Genomic DNA, 17,239 nt, shown 5'->3' with positions numbered 1-17,239 from the left:
GCGCGCCTCCGTGGTACTAGCTGGCTTCAACTCTGAGTAAACGTTTGAAAAGTCGCGACCAAAATGGCCCTTGTTTCTCCAACAGCAATCCTAATAAAATAGAAGCCAACAATACCGACAAAATAACTTCCCACATTTGGAGAGCATCTTCAGCTTTGTAGCCAAAAATGGCGCGCCACAAAACCATTAACGGAAAGTGTAAAATGTAAAGAGGAAATGTTAGATCAGCTGCTTTACGCATCATTTTTACTGATTTAGATTCTGTACTTTGCTGTTGAGTGGTCGGTAGCATCCACAACGCCGCAGCAACCAACATACCTATTATCCAATCTGTAACAAACTGGTTGGCAAAATACAACGGTTTATACCCTATTATATATGGAAATGATGGTATATACCTTAAAGCCAAAAAAGCAACAAAAAACAATATTGATACCATCCACCAGGCAGTGTGCTTGTTTACCGAAGGCCTAGGTAATATGTAAGCGGCATAACCAGCCAGCCAAATAGGCATCATTAACAAAATTTTCGGACCAGCGATTAATAACGCTATTATTGGCAAGATGTAGGAGAAACGACTTTTTGATCGAAAAAACCATAGTCCAAAAATGACATAATACCAAAATTCAAAGCTTAATGACCATAGTGGCTCGTTAATAGGTGGTGCAGCAGAAAAAAGCCATATTTCATTAATAAACAGCCCGGATGCAATGTATCTGATCCAATCTGGCCCTCTCGAGTAATCGCGCATCAAGTTTGGATCGAGTATAGTAACAGCTATCTGGATTAACGCCGTAATTACAAGCGAAGGCACTACCATAGAGAACAATCTGCTTAAACGTGCCTGTGCATACTGGCGACCACCTCTGTTTTTACTTATTGTAGTATGGGCTATTACAAAACCGGACAGAACAAAGAAAACCACTACGGCCGCGTGCGACAACTCACCAGGTTCGTACTCTGGATGGGACAAAACAATAAACCACCTATCAAGAATGTGGATAAACAAAACGACTAAAGCTGCTAATATCCTAAGACTATCGAGCAAAATGCTCGGCCCTCCGCTTATAACTCGTGATGCATTCTTAACTTCCATTATCGTATGCTGTTGGCTCCATTAATTAGCATATCAATTCCATTAATCTGAGTGGAACATGTTGCAATAAAATGAACTGCTTCGGCAACTTCCTCCACTTTTAGCAAAGCTCCATTAGGCTGACTTTCTCTGATCTGTTGTACAACCCTCTCATCAATACCACTAGTAAGCTGTGTTTGCATAAAAGAGGGCGAAACAGTATTAGAGGTAATATTGAATTTAGCATTTTCTGAAGCCCAAAGCTTGGTTAATTGCTGCAAATATGCCTTATTGGCCACGTACATTGCTGCACCCACCGGTGGTACATTATGCAGTGCAGCAGTTAAAATGGTAATTATCTTTCCGCGCTTTCGTTTACGAAAACTGCTAATGGCAGCTTGCGTAATCTCCACCGTTGGAACAATATTCAATACAAACTCCTCCAAAAAGCTTTTGGGATTTATTTTGTGGAAATGAGTGGTTAAAAAGCTTCCTGCATAAGCATTGTTAATGAGAACGTCCGGGGCAATTTCATCTACTTTTTGCTTTAGCGCCGCAACACTTTCCTTACTGCCGAAATCGCAATACAAAGGAACTGTATTTGGAAACTCTTTTTGGAGGTCATCAGCTTTGTCTTTAGAACTATTGTAAGTAAAATATACCGTCCAACCAATTTCCTGCGCCAATCGCCTGGTAATTGCTTGTCCTAAGCCTGATGAACCGCCTGTAATTAATACGATCATTTTAACAGCCCTATTTGTATTTGCCCTGTAGCTACTGCTTTAAGATCCTGATTAATGAACTTGAATTTAAATACAGCTACTTTCACGGAGTTATGTATCTCTGCAACAACTGACTTGAAAGTTAAAGTATCGTCAAGATATACAGGATATTTATACTTTATAGTTTGTGAATGTATAAGTACTTTTTTATTAGGCAGACATTCGCCGACAAAGTAGGATATAAAACCATTTAGTATGTTGCCCTGCATCACCCTACCAGCAAATCCATGGTCAACAGCAAACTGTTCATTGGTATGTAGAAGGTTTTCGTCTTTAAAAAGCCTCACAAAACCATTGTAGATATCCTCTGAGATATGGAAACCTACCTTAAACTCATCACCTACCTTAAAATTATACATTCTTGGCTGATATGCAATCAAGCATTTCACCAACGTTATTCCAGCTTTGTATCTCCTGGGAGGTAAACCTTATCTTAAAATAACGCTCTATTGCTACTACTAACTGTATATGGTTTAAAGAATCCCAATCGTCTACATCCTTTGCTGTAGTTTCGTAGGTTAACACTATATCTTCATTATCCAGGGTATCGATAAAAATATCGTTTACCTTTTTCAACATCTCGCTTTTTTCCATAATCTATTTCCTTGTTATAAAGCAGCTTTTTGTTTGATAGTTTTCTACATCCAAATACCAATAACTACACTTTTCCTCAAAGCCTAAATTATGGTAATGGTCTTTCACAAGTTCATTTTTCACAGTTGGAAGGTATTCCGCTTTGATTTGTAAAAAACCATTCAGCTTAGCAACATCAATTATCGCATTGAGCGTAAAGTTTTCCATACCGCGTTTTAGTACCCTACAGCTCATAAACCAGGACTCAATAAACAGGGTTGACTGGTTTTCGGCTGCTAAGATAACTACTGCAATCAATCCATTATCGCCAAACTTGTCCTTTAAGGTAAATGACAATGTATAGTAATTATTGTTATAGGCTATACGAGCTATATCTTCATCCGTATATCTTACCGTTCTTAAGTTAAACTGGTTAGAACGTTGAGATAGTTGAGCTACTCTTGGGGTGTTAAACTTGTTGAAAGGCTCTACAATAGATATCATGTCCAGGCTTTGCAGAAACTCTCCTTCGCTGGAAAAGCTCGCCTGAAGATTGGTACGCTTGGCTTCTACCTGATAAAGTTTTGTGCGCTCGGTATCTTCGTTGGAAAACGACGCCGTTTCAAATAAATTTAAGGTGTACAAATACTCCAGATATTCGGCAGGATCTATTGGTAATTCAGGTACCGTAAGCTCCGCAATGCTCTCGCGAACCACGTTCCTTTCATAAGGATTATCATCCAAAAACACCATTGAATCGAATCCAATATTTAATACTTTTTGTATAGTGCGGATATTGTCTACTTTGGATTCCCAGTTAGCAACAAACAAAGCTATATCGTCCATGCGAAGAACCATGTCCGGATGTTTTTCGAAAGGTTCTTTAGCTACAGACTCGGTATTCTTGCTGCAAACCGCAATAATTATCCCACGATTTTTCAGCTTTTTAATCCAATGCTGAAACTCTACAAAGGCTTTGCCTATACCGAGGCTACCCAGTTGAATGTTTTCCAGCCCGTCATCTCCAATCACGCCGCCCCACATGGTATTATCCAAATCAAGAATGAGGCATTTTTTAAACTTACCGTAGATAGCTCCAATTACATCCACAATACCTGCGGCCACAATTGGCAATACATCGATGCTTAAAACCATCTCTGAGTTGACGTAAACCGCGGGTTGGAACATTGTACTTTTACCAACCTCATTCTGAATGCTTGCAATATCAAGCAAATAAAAGTTTGTCGCCTGCGCAGCATAGCTCATCAATTCATAGTTAAGTTTACGCAGCTGATAAAGAAAGGATGAAATAGTTTTATTAGCAAAGTTCCCGAATATAGAATCATTTATTTCGGAAAAATTAAAGTAAATAACTTTGGCATTTGAATACGTTTTAACCGTATCAAATAAATTTGAGATCAACTCTATCTGCAATTCTGCCAGTTTATGGTGTTCCCCTTGATGAAGCTTATTGTACTTAGAAAGCAGTTTGTGGGTGGAGTGAAAAATGACAATTAAGTCAGGTGTAAATTTGTACAGTTCTGATGATGAATCAAATATCTGTTGCTCTATTTGATTGAAATCTGCTTCAAATACATTAAAGTTGTAACCGCGGTCATACCCGGTCCCGCGAAGCGCTTGATTAAGAAACTGGGTGGCGCTATCCCCTACTAAAGCAATCTTTATTGTTGGCAGTTGGGAAAAATCGTTCTTTAAATTCTTTTTTAACTGAGAAAAAACCTTCATTATTCTTTGCTGCCCTACTCTTAAATATTTGCTAAAATATAAAATTTTAGTCGCTTGTTGAAGCCTGCGGTGCTGTGCATATTAGCTGCCCCCAAGGGCTTTCCGCATGACAGCTAAGTTTGTCTCCCCAAAATACTTTTGACGAGCGTCTTCCAGGGTGTCCTTTGTAATGTTTAAGCTTGTAATACTGTCAAGTAGCTTTAGTCCCTCTTGTTTGTTGTTAGAACTCCAGATTCCTCCTAATCCAGTATTTGATAAAAAGCCCGCAAGCGTACTATCTGCCGGGCCATGCCCGAATATTGGCCGGCCCGATTGAAGATAGCTGCTCAACTTGGTTGGCAAGCTTGTTTTTGAAAAAAGGTGTAAGCCTTTATTTAACGGGTACATGCTATAAACGAAATCGCATTTAGCCAGCAGTGGCACTATTTCTTGCTCAGGGAGGGTAGCATGTAATTGGATATTACTTCGAAAGCGCTGAGGTACGTCTTTAGATTGTAAATGGCAGCCCCACAACTGAAGAACAAAGTCTTTCCCGTTTTTATGATAGTACTCCTGTAACAATCCAACAAACTCAAATAGATGTTTCCTGGCATAAATGGACCCAATGTGCCCAACATTTATAGTATTGCCTATTGGATGCTTTTTGACGATTTCTATTGAGTTTACAGGTAAATATCTGTGGCAAACAGCTGCTTTGCATCCAGATAACTTAAAGTAGTAGTCCTGCATTCCGGCACTTATCACATCTACAGTTTTTACGCTTTGCAAAACCTTAATAGTGAGTTCTTGCGCAGAGCCAGCCATAAAACGGTAGCGCACAGATCTTGCACAAAGCGCACCGGCCCAGTCATCATGTACAGTTAAATGAACTGTCCTGTTGTGATCTGCAAGATCCCGGGCTATACGCAACCCCTCATTGTGAGATACGACCCAGTACACATCGCAAGCTATTGACAAGAGCTTCTTAACAATAGCGTCTATTCTGGGCACATTGCCCATTCCCAGCATCCTGGCTGTTTGGGTGATATCTGCGAGGAGCGGTCCACCCATAACTGTATTACCAAGGTAGCCCTCTTCGTAACCTGCCGCCGCAGCATTACCAATGTAATACCAATTAATTTCAAACTCGGGGAGGTTAGCTACCAAACTCCTAAGAATAGCACCTCCGCCACCAACAATGGGTGAGTGAGCGGTAAAAAGGCATATCTTTTTTTTATTCATTTATTATCCTCTTTTTAGCTCCAAAATGAATTGTGACGCCACTACTGATACATTGCTACTATAAGGAACGTTATTAATTTTATTAATGCAGCTTTCAAAGTTCCCCTCCAAGTACTTAACTACACCATCAGGAACAATTATCTCAGTAAATCCTTTTGGAGTCCATGGTTTAGATACCGATATTACAGGTAATCCGTGCTCCCGCATTGCGGCGAAAGATCCACTTTTTTCGATTACCGCCAAAGCTGTTGCAGATATACCAAAGTTCGCCTTGCTCAATTCAGCCGATATTACCTCTGCATTCTGTTCGCCAAGGACCTTTACCGCAAGGCCGGCATTTTGCCATTCTTCAGCCCAGCGTTGGTGCTCTTTATTCTTTCGACCGAGTATGGTTAAAGATACGGGTATGTTTCTTTTTTTTTGGTAAAGAGCAGCCTCGCCGGCAAATGCAGCAATTGGCGCCCTCTCATGTATGGCACCGAAAATAACAAACCTAATACCTTGTGCTATGGTAATCTTTTGTTCTTCTAATATGTGCTCGAGAGGAATATTACTGAATAACGGCAGGGTAGCAGCGTTAAAGCCTAATTTATTAAGTAATCGTTGGTACAGTATTGTATTTGTATGAATTAAAGTCGGCTGTAACCTTGTGATTAATGATTTTATTAGAAGACGTTGAGCCTCTCCCCAGTATTGAAGCTTCTTAGACTCCTCTTTGGCTATACCTACCCAAAGCTCATGGAACATAATGTGCCATTTGCGGCCAATACTTAACTTTAACAAAGACTTTGATAAGCCAACTTTCAATCCTTTTGGATGATATCCAAAGGGAACATATTGCAAGCTTAGCCATTGTGGATTTATCTGTGCAATCCATGACTCTGCTTGTTGGATCCGGCCTTGAATTTCCATTGACGAGGATAAGCGTAGTACGGGGACATTTACACCATCAGCAAATTGATGTCCAACAATCGTATCTGCTACGTAACGATCATTTAGGGACAGCACTGCGCAGTCATAACCTAGTTTAAGCAGTTCTGCCGCTAAGCGGCGGCTATAATCGCCAACGCCATCCTTGCCGGGTTCAAGCGAACTGCATATCAATACTATACTTAAATTTTTGTTACCCATTATCCCCCCAATACTCAAGCTAATCCGTTTATTATAACAATATTGTTGCAAACAAATAACTATAGATTAAATATTGATTCGCATTTTTGCCTAGTAATAGCTGTATTTAAGAGTTAATATGTGCTTTAATCTACCTGACTTATTACTGTTAATTTAAATGCAAAAACCATTTTTATATTGCTCTAAATGCAATCAGCCGTTCCACTACAAACTTCCCCTGCCTTTATTGCTTACGCCTATCAGTTTCTTTATACCTCTTAAAAGGTTTTTTTGCGCCAAATGTATTTCATCAAGCTATAGAATTATGAAGAATAAGGAAGTAAGAAAATACCATATTTAGTAAATTATTGTAATAGCCGACGGTAAGAAAGCTGGTAACTTAAATCAGGATTTCGCATCCTAATCAATTTAGCAGGCACCCCTCCTACAATTTCATAGGGAGATACATTTTTAGTAACTACTGCACCAGCTGACACCACCGAGCCTTTACCTAAAGTTACACCGGGCATAATAATGGCCCTGGAACCTATCCACACGTAATCTTCAATAATCACAGGTTTTTCCCGTCCTTCAAAGTCTGGAGAGTAGGGATCGTGGTCGGCGGAAAGAATCATTACCTCCTGCGAAATAGAGACGTTGGAACCGATTGTGATACTACTTTTATTATCTAATCTGCACTTGCCATTTACAACTGAATTATCACCAATAGAAAATGACTCGGTGCGGTCAAAACTGCAATCCATTAAGATAGCAGCATTGTGCCCAATATTGTACTTCATAATTCTACGATAGTAGAACTGACGAATAGTATGGCTGGGTATTCGCGCGATCCAGCGATTGCATATAAATATCCTTAACTCTGAGATGAAACGTCTCATGGTTTTATAGATTACCTTCTTGCCAAAATCTCCTTTGGATTTCTTCCATATCAAACCTTTGTTTAGCAAGCACTTTGGCGTTCGCCGAGATTTGTGCCTTTTCGGCAATTAATTTAACAATATCCTTCGATAATACAGTTGCATTAAGTTCTCCACAGCTTACAGCAGCATTTGCACGCGTGAGCAAATTACATGCGGCACTATCTAGTGGCCCATGATATAATATTGCCCCGGAGCTGCCCAAATAGCCAACCATTTTAGTAGAAAGACTGTATTTGTAAAAGTCTGGTCGGGTAAATTTAATGGGCAAATATAAAATTGAACTACTGTCAAGTTCCTCTTTCAACTCCTTATCGTTTAACGACACAGCCCGATAATGAGTAGTAAAAGCTCGCCTATCTAAGAAAGGAATGTGCTGTGTGCCACGTAAAACAAGTTCAAAACTGTGGCCCTGTTCAACAAGAATATCCAATGCATCGGCCAATACTTTAAAAAGTGGTATATAGTCAATGTGTAACAGGCCGGCAAAATAAACGGTTATTGGTTTTACACTATCATTTTGCGGACTGCTTAACTCACCTCTAGTTACTCCATCAGTTATAAGTTCATAAGTAGCATTCCCAAATAATCTGGCATATTCGAGCCCTAATTCATCAGAAATAACCAATCGCCTTGCAGCTTTCTCCCACAAGATTTTACTATTTGTGTAGCTGCCAAATGTTGTTGAGTAATGATCGTGAAAAGAAACCCACAATGGTTTGTCGCCACAGAATTTATCATTGCAAAGTGCGTCACTAAATGGCCCATGATCAACTACGTGTAATACATCATAATCTATTGACGCCGCGGCAACTTGTATCTTTTGGATTGTGGATTTTTTAAACCACCTGTGTCTTAAGATAGTGAGCCATTTTCTGACTTTCCATCTAGCCCACTTCCGGACAACCGGATTGGCATACACCAAAATTTCTGTTATATCGCCTCTTTTGGGGTTTATAGCGGTCTCTTCTACTACCAATGACACTATTTCACTTTCGTGACCTTTAAATAGTCTGCGAAGGATGCGATTGCCACCTCCGTTAGAGTATAAAGAAAAAGGTTGATAGGTAAGTAGTTTCACAAACTGAGATTAATGTCGGCCAGATTGTGCTTCTACTATCTGCCTGATTGTTTCTTCTAAGGAAATTGTAATATTCCATGTTGGATAATGTAATCTCATTTTATCAAGATTAGATATGTAACACATATGATCACCAATTCTGTTCTCATCCACATAAGAATAAACCTGTTCTTTACCGGTAAATTTTTCAGCTATCTTGAACGCCTCCCATATTGAGCAAGAATTAGCGCGGCCTCCCCCGATATTGTAAACCTCGGCCGTGCGTGGGGAGTTTATAAAAGCGTCGATAAATGTAGCCACATCAAAAGAGTGGATATTGTCTCTTACCTGTTTGCCTTTGTAGCCAAATATCTTGTACTCCCGACTTTCTATATTGCATTTTACAAGGTAACTCAAAAAACCGTGCAGTTCTACACCAGAGTGGTTAGGGCCTGTTAAGCACCCGCCCCGCAAACAACATGTAGGGATACCAAAATATCTGCCATATTCCTGCACCATAACATCTGCTGCTACTTTTGATGCACCAAAAATTGAATGTTTACTTTGGTCAATTGGAAAGTCTTCAGTTATACCATTCGCATAAGCCGGATCTGCGTAATCCCATCGTGTTTCTTTTTCGATCAGTTCAATGCTATTAGGGCGGTCTCCATAAACCTTGTTAGTAGACATATGTGCAAACGGTGATTCCGGGCACGCCTGATGAACAGCTTCCAACAGATTTAATGTGCCTACAGCATTGGTATCAAAATCATCAAACGGTATAGCCGCAGCCCGGTCATGAGAAGGCTGTGCGGCTGTATGAACAATAGCATCGGGCCGAATTGCTTTTAGTAGATTTAATACACCACTGCGGTCGCGCACATCTAATTCATGATGAATAAACTTAACGCCTAAATCGGTTTGGATACGATTTTGATTCCAGCGGGTATCACCCTGAGGACCAAAAAAAACGGCTCGCTGGTTATTATCCAACCCGTGTATTTCCCATCCAAGACCAGCAAAGTAATAACAAACCTCTGATCCTATTAAACCAGAAGAGCCTGTAACTAATAATCTTTTAGCTTTGTTAGCCATATTTATACAAGTATAGAATTACTTATCATTTAAAATTATGTCCGTTATTAACAACGGACTGCCAAACCAATCGCATAGTTGCCTCTCCTACTTGAGTAGCAACCAACCTTCCGGCGTTTTGAAGTATCTGTTGAACGCCTTCAGGATTGCGAAGCGCTTGTAATCCCTCCCTTATATCATTCGGGCTTTGCAAGGTTACTGTAAAAGCTGCATTATTATCTTCAAGGTAGCCTATCATTGCAGCGTACGGTGGGCCGACTGCTAATATAGGAACACCACTAGCCAAATATTCGCTCATCTTGGTTGCAATATTCAATTGCGACATATTGCGCATCTTTTCTTTGAAGCTAATCGGTAAAAGCACACCATCATAGTTTGCCATCACCGACGACACATCTTCTGCAGCTATGCTACCCTTTAGGTTAACACCTTCAATCCGCAGACGGTCTGGTAGCTGCTCTATACCGGAATATATATCAAGAATGACATTCGAGCTATCTATAGCTGATGCAACTAATTCCAAAGCATCTAATTGCCATGCACCTACTGCCCCAAAGTAACCAATCTTTAATTTATTATTCAAATTGGCAGAATAACTAAAGCGCACCTCTTTATTTTGTGCAGGGCCAAACAACACGGTTGAATCTACCCCGAAACGGCTTTTATAAAACTCCTGCATGGCAGAACTTATCACAAAAACATGTGCAGCATCATTAAGATGCCTGGAAAATTGCTCTTCAATATTTGGCGGATAATGCCATCTGCCATCCTTATAGCTCACAAGATGATCATCCATCATCCAGCTAATGTATTTTACTTCCGTTATCTTTTTTAACTCTTCGAGCGTAACAATGCTATTAGCCCCCTGTGGGCATACAAGGGCGGTAAATTCGTTTTGGTTTTTAAACAGCCGGCTAATTTTACCAGCAGCCCAACGAGCATGTGCCTTAATCACCGGCATTGAATTGGAAGCTTTTTGAGCGTAAGACCGGCCTATCAACTGCCTTACCCTATTACTTTCAGTAATTGATAAAAAATTAACACTACGGCCGGCAAGTTCATCCTTCACGGGAAGATCAATAGCAAATTTTTTAAGATGTATAAATTGTTTAATGTCCTTTAACTCGTTACCCAAAATTCTCTGGAGAGTAAGCCCTCCACCATGCTTGTCTGAAACGGACATTTCAGAAAGATAGAAGTCAAACTTCATCTCTGCCCTCCTTTACCGACCTCTTGAGATGCCGGAATATACTTTTCCCAAAAATCTATATGCTTGGCCCAGGCATGACATCCAAGGGGCAGCTTTCCGTTATTTAACTTCAACGAATCTTCCAGGTTATACTCAAAACTAAAGGCCAACGCCTCTACAGAGTCTGCGACGTTGAATTCAGGAACAAGCTGAGGAACTATCTCAGACCAAATCAAATCTTCATTCAAGTGAAAATCAGCAAAGTTAAAAGCAAATTTACCAGTAACAAATACGTCGTATCTCTCGCGTGTTAAACCATTGAGCATTTTTTTGATACGGGAAGAAGGCATTAAAAACGTTTTATACAGAAGCCAATGTGGTTTGTACGTTTCTGATATATACTTCAAAGCATTAATACATGCACTTATGTTCCTGACAGAAAACCCCGAGTTACAACCTGTTATAAACTTTGCCCCTGGTTGCGCTTCCCAATAGCCTTCAAAAAAAGGCGCACCTATGTAGTCGTATTTAAAAGCATTGTATTTTTCAACGTCATTACTAAAAATATAAGCATCTAACTCGTAAGTAAGCATATAACTATAACTACTAAATAGTTGATAAAAGGCTGTGCTCACCTTCATTTTGTTGTACTTTTCAATTGAAGATAACCAATCTTTAATAACCGGCATCAACTGAAGTCCGGGATGCAATACGATGTATTTGCTGATGTTCATCCCTTCAGGATAAAGCAAGTAACAGTCATAATCGTTCAAATGTGCCTTGCAAGCCAAGAGCGAGATAATTTCGTTTTCAGTTGGCACCGGATTGTGCACCGGGATAACCACACACATTTGCTTTTCATTTAACATGCCTTAAAAGATGCCGTTGATTATCTTGTTGAGCCTATTTTTTATCTTCTCTTTTAACGGCCGCCCGGCTAAGACTTTCAACTTATGTTTTTGATATTGCTCGTTAAAATAAACAGGCAAATTCATTACCGTGTCTGCCCCGGCAGCTTTTAAACTTTTATAATAATCGTCAATAACCGCAGCAATATCAGGTCTGTTAACCCTACTAAATCGCGTATTGTAAGCACATAACACATTTGGGTTATTATACCTGTAACTGCTAAAATGAAAGAATACTAATGGATAATCTTTATTAACCCGCCAGCCATTCTCGCTTTTCTCCAGTAAACGCTCGTGCCAGTTCCAGTTAGCAACGTTGTAGCCCGGATGTTTCAAAATCAGGTAATTATTAAACATTACAGGTATGTAATTGGCCCATATTTGGTCGTAAAACATACCATTGTCCCAATCCGAGTAACCATACACTAAAAGGCGCTCGCCCCACCACGTTAAAAATTTCGGCAACTCTTCGCCTTTGGAGAGGCCAATGAAACCAAGATTGAAGATCCCGGTGCGTAAGGTATAAAAGTCGCTTGGCACACAGCCATCATCCACCGGACTCATTAAGTGTGGGGTAAGCACAAATGTGTACTTGTTTAAAGCCTCCCAACAATCAATAAGCGGACTGTACACTTTAATGTCAGGATCAATGTATACAACCTGATCATTTAATCTAAAAAAATACTGAAATATAAAGGGCTTTAGTGTAGTGCATAACTCGGCTATGCTAAACTTCCGGCTGAGCTCATCTAAATCTAATTCCAATATATCACGTGCGAATATTATATTTTCTTTAGCAAAGGCGTCATATGTTATGAGTGCCGTTCTCTCATCTGCCAATATTATGAAGAAAGGGATATCAGGATGGTGCCTGTTAAAGCTATCCCGTAAAACCTTCGCTGCAGCAAGGTAATTATTAGCACATATAGTGAACGCAGTTCTCATGATTGTTTAACAATACTATGCTTAAACCTCTAACACCTTTATTACCCGGGCTGGAACACCCGCAACAACTGCATTTGGAGGTACATCCTTAGTTACCACAGCGTTAGCACCTATTATCGCATTTTTGCCAATACGCACGTTGGGCATAACGCAAACGCCTTCGCCTATCCATACATTGTCTTCTATAATAACCGGCCCTTTAGATATTAACGGGCGATTTATTGGCGGATGGTGCAATTCATCGCCGCTTACTGCGCCGTGTGAATGGTCGCTTATGTAAATCCGGCTACCAAATAACACATAATTGCCTATGCTAACCTCATTTATACAGCCAATATGTACATCGGTGCCCATGCTAACCCACTCACCAATTGTTAACTGAGGAGTAAAATTTTGATCCCCATATTTATCCCAGGCTTCTAATCTGAGGTTGTAAAGTGCTGAAAACTTTTTCCCTATAGATATATACTGCGGATTTTTAATGATTGCCTGCAAGGGCAGTGTACATTCCTCTCCTCTGAATTTTAAGGCTGCATAAAGCTCCTCCTCTCGTGCATCCGCTACACTTCCGATGTAAGAACCAGAACTGGTTATTTTATAAAAAAATCTACCGATAATTTTATTGAACGCTGACATTTCTAAAGTATCTGTTTCTAAATAGTACCGGAAAGATTTTCACCCAAAATGACCTATAGCTCCAGAACACAGGTATCATAACTTTAAAAGTATTTTCACTTTCAAATTTATCAGTTGGCTTATTTAAAAACATCGGAAAAAAGTTACTGAGTAAATTTTGGTTGATAATTCTTTTTGCACGCTTATCAATCAACCCGGCCGCAATAAGTTGCCCCATTACGTTATTAAAGTTTTTACCAAATACTTTTAATAATTTATAGCCACCCGTATTATCCGCCCTGCATGCCAATACCTGGTCAGTTATAATGCCATTAGGTTTACCTTTAAACACCGCAGGCAGCGTCCAACTGAGTTGTACCAGGTTACTTTGGTAAAACTCTTCTATGTACTCTAAATCAATAAAAAGTGATCTGTTAATTATATTACCTGTAATAAAAGTAGCCCAATAACTCACTTCGGTGATATAATCCAACGGGTTATTAATCTTTCTTAAATTTACGCAAGTGGGCAGTAATGTCTGCGCCGGATAATTGTCTGTATACCAAAAATTATTAAGGTAAATGGTTCCCCATTCCTCTTGGCAAAGCGCTTGTACAATAAGCTTCAAGTATCCTTGTAATAAAAAATCATCGTCAGAAAACACCCAAACATATTTACCTGCAGCCTTGGTAAAGCAATTAGCAATATTCCTGTCGGCACCTACATTTTCCGGATTCCTGTGATAAGCGATTGAAATATCACGGGCTAAAAAGCCATTTACCACTCCGGCAGTATTGTCTGAGGAGCAATTATCTGAAATTAAAAATTCAACATTATCCCTTATATCATCATCACATTGCGACAATAGCGCGTTAAGGCACTGCGTTAGCAGTTGTGCCCTATTGTACGTTGGTATAGCAATGGTAAGTAATGGTGACAATTTAAACGTATTTATTTATCAACTGAGTTTAACAAGGTTATGTTTTGACCGGCTGCGTACTCCACGATAGTTTAGGGCGCACTACGCCCCACCAATCGCCGGTATATTCTTTGCGCATTTCACCTGTTTCAACAACTGTAAACGCCAGTACGTTCTCTGCAACAGCCATATCCGAAATGTCTTCGGGTACCAGAAAGGCATTTATTTTGTAACTCTTATCATTTAGATAATTACCCGGGATGATACAGGTTGATTTGTATCTTCCTTTTTCCAAAGGCTTTTTATAGTAGGTGTCTATCGTTGCTGACGCAGACGGAGCGCTAAAGGTGGCAAATATACAGGTATCCAATGTATCCAGTAAGTGGATGCTTGGCTGTATAGTAACACCGTCCTGATATACGTCATATTCTATCTCTACAATAATATCTTCGTTTATAGCGAAGTCTGCGGTGATACCTTTAAATCTCGATATAAGCCTTAAGCTATTAAAACCAGCCTTGGTTGACGCCTGTTTAACAATTATGTCTTCTGAATTGACCTGTCCATCATTATTCTCGCCTGTCCGTATATACTTGTCAATAACTTTGGAGGTATAATCAATAGCTTGAAGCTGGCCATGTTTCAGCAAAATTGATTTATTGCATAAGTTGCTTATCGCTGCCATGTTATGGCTTACAAATAAAACGGTACGTCCTTCGCCTTTGCTCACCTCTCCCATCTTTCCAAGGCACTTCTTCTGGAACTCCGCGTCCCCAACGGCAAGCACTTCATCTACAATTAGTATCTCGCTTTCCAAATGCGCTGCTACAGCAAAGGCGAGCCTTACATACATCCCGCTCGAATACCTCTTTACAGGTGTATCAATGTATCGTTCTACTCCCGCGAAATCTACAATAGCATCAAAGTGCTTTTTGATTTCATGTTTGCGCATACCCAATATGGCGCCGTTCAGAAATATATTTTCCTTACCGGTTAGTTCCGGATGGAAGCCCGTGCCAACCTCAAGCAAGCTGGCAACTCGGCCTTTTATTTTGACCGAACCCCGTGTGGGTACGGTAACACGGCTCAAAACTTTAAGTAGGGTACTCTTTCCGGCACCATTTCGGCCGATAACGCCTACAGCTTCACCCTGTTCAATTTCAAAGTTCAGATCTTTTAAGCTCCAAACAACGTCGCTTGTTCCGGCTTTAGAACGATCGTTAGTTTCTCCGATCTTCAGGAAAGGATCTTCTTTACCCCTAATTAATGCCCATTTGCGCTCGATGTCGCGGCTTAGCGTACCGGTGCCAAAATCGCCTAACTGGTAAGCTTTCGATAATTGTTCAACTTTAATGGCAATGTTACCCATGTATCTCTTTAAATCCAGTTAAACGGTATCAACAAAATCCTTTTCAACTTTATTGAAAACTATTAAACCAAGAAAGAATATTATTAAGGTTGATATTAAGCTATATACAAAAACACCAGGGTAAAATGCACCGGCTCCAGTAAAGCCATACCTGAAAGTTTCTATGAGGCCGCTCATGGGGTTCAAAGCAATGATGCCATGGTATTTACCCAAAAAAGTTTGAAGTGGATAAATAACCGGTGTTGCATACATCATAAGCTGCATACCAAATGTAACTACAAAGGCCAGATCGCGGTACTTGGTTGTCATGGCGGTAATAATTAACCCCGCTCCTAAACCCAGCAATGCCATGGCTGCAATTAACACAGGGAAAAGTATTAAGCAGACGTTGGGTGATACTGTTTCGTTTGTACCGAAAAATTGAAATCTGATATAGTACCAGAAAAATAGTCCTATAAAAAGTAGGAATTGCACACCAAATTTCACCAGATTAGATACCACAATGCTTAACGGCATGATTAATCTTGGAAAGTACACTTTACCGAAAATAGCAGAGTTATCTTTAAAAACCGTCGATGTTTTTGTAAGGCAATCTGCAAAGTAATTCCATCCTATACTACCTGCCATAAAAAACAGTGGCTGTGGTACATGTACGCCTTCTGTAAAGCGGGTTTGGCCAAAAATAAACGTAAATACTATTGTTGTAAATATGGGCTGGATAAAGAACCAAAGTGGCCCAAGAACGGTTTGCTTATAAAACGACACAAAATCGCGCCTTACTAACAGCCACAATAAATCGCGATAGTTCCAAACATCCTTTAAGTGAAGGTTAAAAACCGTATCATGGGGTTTAATTTCTAAATCCCATTCCTGATCTGATCGTTCTGCCTTCATAAACTCTAAATTAACAAACTACTTCCGATGAAGATGTCGTTTTTAACGCTTTGATATAGTACTTTAATTAACTCTTTTTAAAGAGGCCTTTTGTCCCTTTAGCTTCTTTTTTTACGTCTTTTCCCTCGTCAGTATAGCCGTAGCCATACCCATAGCCAAAACCGTAACCATATCCATAACCAACAGTATAGCTGCCCAGCATACCACGCAACTTGAGACCGTTAAAAATAATATTCACGCTCTTTAACTCATTGTTGCTGTATATGTGGTCAATTAAGTTGAGGTAATACTTAGGAGTGTATTTATGCCTTACCATATAAAGACAAACATCCACATACTTGTTAAGAATCTTTGCATCCGTTACCAAGCCAATAGGAGGAGAGTCAATTAAGATAAAATCAAATTCCTCTTTCAGCTTTGCAATCAATTCATCGAGCTTACCATTCAGCATCAATTCTGTTGGGTTTGGTGGTATGGTGCCCGCCGGTAAAATGTATAAACCCGGTATACCATAACTCTCCAGAGATAAGTTTATGTCCTGATAGGTTGCAAGCCCAGCCATGTAGTTACTAATACCCGGCTCCTGCTTGATGTCCATCATTTTGCTGATTTTCGGCTTACGCAGGTCAAACTCCATAATGGCAACCTTTTTACCGGTAAGTGCCAAACTTACCGCAAGGTTTACCGCTGTAAAGCTTTTACCTTCCCCGGATATAGATGAGCTAACCAGGATAGTTTTTTTGTCGCCTTGTATACCAATAAAGCTGAGTGCTGTACGCAGAGCTCTAAACTGCTCGGCG

Annotated in this window: 18 protein-coding genes; all 18 read right to left on the bottom strand. The window is 40.0% G+C overall.

Annotated features, from left to right (window positions below):
* Positions 1-16 precede the first annotated feature (16 nt).
* Entirely contained in the window at positions 17-1,096 is a 1,080-nt protein-coding gene (locus AC59GT_RS14620; protein WP_497238313.1) for an acyltransferase family protein, read from the bottom strand.
* A complete protein-coding gene (locus AC59GT_RS14615; protein ID WP_497238312.1) occupies positions 1,096-1,818 on the bottom strand; it encodes an SDR family NAD(P)-dependent oxidoreductase in 723 nt (240 codons plus the stop codon). The genes AC59GT_RS14620 and AC59GT_RS14615 overlap by 1 nt, the downstream gene beginning before the upstream one ends.
* Complete coding sequence (locus tag AC59GT_RS14610; protein WP_497238311.1) at positions 1,815-2,216, bottom strand: MaoC/PaaZ C-terminal domain-containing protein; 402 nt, start codon at positions 2,214-2,216, stop codon at positions 1,815-1,817. Before AC59GT_RS14610 ends, AC59GT_RS14615 begins: the two co-directional genes overlap by 4 nt.
* On the bottom strand, positions 2,209-2,451 hold the full coding sequence (locus AC59GT_RS14605; RefSeq protein WP_497238310.1) for an acyl carrier protein: 243 nt from the start codon (positions 2,449-2,451) through the stop codon (positions 2,209-2,211). Before AC59GT_RS14605 ends, AC59GT_RS14610 begins: the two co-directional genes overlap by 8 nt.
* Positions 2,452-2,454: 3 nt before the next feature.
* Entirely contained in the window at positions 2,455-4,176 is a 1,722-nt protein-coding gene (locus AC59GT_RS14600) for an HAD-IIIC family phosphatase (RefSeq protein WP_497238309.1), read from the bottom strand.
* Between the two features lie 81 nt (positions 4,177-4,257).
* The gene (locus tag AC59GT_RS14595) at positions 4,258-5,397 is read right to left on the bottom strand and encodes a glycosyltransferase family protein (protein WP_497238308.1); all 1,140 of its coding nucleotides are present in this window, start codon (positions 5,395-5,397) and stop codon (positions 4,258-4,260) included.
* 3 nt (positions 5,398-5,400) lie between these two features.
* The gene (locus AC59GT_RS14590) at positions 5,401-6,528 is read right to left on the bottom strand and encodes a glycosyltransferase family protein (protein ID WP_497238307.1); all 1,128 of its coding nucleotides are present in this window, start codon (positions 6,526-6,528) and stop codon (positions 5,401-5,403) included.
* Positions 6,529-6,872: 344 nt separating this feature from the next.
* Positions 6,873-7,307, bottom strand: coding sequence for an acyltransferase (locus tag AC59GT_RS14585; protein ID WP_497238306.1), 435 nt, complete (start codon positions 7,305-7,307; stop codon positions 6,873-6,875).
* Between the two features lie 103 nt (positions 7,308-7,410).
* On the bottom strand, positions 7,411-8,526 hold the full coding sequence (locus AC59GT_RS14580; protein WP_497238305.1) for a glycosyltransferase family protein: 1,116 nt from the start codon (positions 8,524-8,526) through the stop codon (positions 7,411-7,413).
* A 9-nt stretch (positions 8,527-8,535) separates the two neighbouring features.
* Positions 8,536-9,600, bottom strand: coding sequence for an NAD-dependent epimerase/dehydratase family protein (locus AC59GT_RS14575; RefSeq protein ID WP_497238304.1), 1,065 nt, complete (start codon positions 9,598-9,600; stop codon positions 8,536-8,538).
* A 25-nt stretch (positions 9,601-9,625) separates the two neighbouring features.
* Entirely contained in the window at positions 9,626-10,810 is a 1,185-nt protein-coding gene (locus AC59GT_RS14570) for a glycosyltransferase family protein (RefSeq protein ID WP_497238303.1), read from the bottom strand.
* Positions 10,807-11,658, bottom strand: a complete 852-nt coding sequence (locus AC59GT_RS14565) for a DUF5672 family protein (protein WP_497238302.1) — start codon at positions 11,656-11,658, stop codon at positions 10,807-10,809. The genes AC59GT_RS14570 and AC59GT_RS14565 overlap by 4 nt, the downstream gene beginning before the upstream one ends.
* 3 nt (positions 11,659-11,661) lie before the next feature.
* On the bottom strand, positions 11,662-12,642 hold the full coding sequence (locus AC59GT_RS14560) for a hypothetical protein (protein WP_497238301.1): 981 nt from the start codon (positions 12,640-12,642) through the stop codon (positions 11,662-11,664).
* A gap of 21 nt (positions 12,643-12,663) precedes the next feature.
* Positions 12,664-13,278 carry an acyltransferase gene (locus AC59GT_RS14555; RefSeq protein ID WP_497238300.1) on the bottom strand — a complete coding sequence of 205 codons (615 nt, stop codon included), beginning with the start codon at positions 13,276-13,278 and terminating at the stop codon, positions 12,664-12,666.
* Positions 13,262-14,197, bottom strand: a complete 936-nt coding sequence (locus AC59GT_RS14550; protein ID WP_497238299.1) for a glycosyltransferase family 2 protein — start codon at positions 14,195-14,197, stop codon at positions 13,262-13,264. Before AC59GT_RS14550 ends, AC59GT_RS14555 begins: the two co-directional genes overlap by 17 nt.
* 37 nt (positions 14,198-14,234) lie before the next feature.
* Positions 14,235-15,545: an ABC transporter ATP-binding protein gene (locus AC59GT_RS14545; RefSeq protein WP_497238298.1), complete on the bottom strand. Its 1,311-nt coding sequence runs from the start codon at positions 15,543-15,545 to the stop codon at positions 14,235-14,237.
* 18 nt (positions 15,546-15,563) lie between these two features.
* Positions 15,564-16,439, bottom strand: a complete 876-nt coding sequence (locus AC59GT_RS14540) for an ABC transporter permease (protein ID WP_497238297.1) — start codon at positions 16,437-16,439, stop codon at positions 15,564-15,566.
* A 67-nt stretch (positions 16,440-16,506) separates the two neighbouring features.
* On the bottom strand, positions 16,507-17,239 hold a 733-nt coding region (locus tag AC59GT_RS14535), incomplete at its 5' end, for a CpsD/CapB family tyrosine-protein kinase (RefSeq protein ID WP_497238296.1).

The organism is Mucilaginibacter sp. 320_HR (assembly GCF_059691875.1).
The sequence above is the reverse complement of the archived record's forward strand: the minus strand, read 5'-3'. Positions and strand labels throughout refer to the sequence as shown.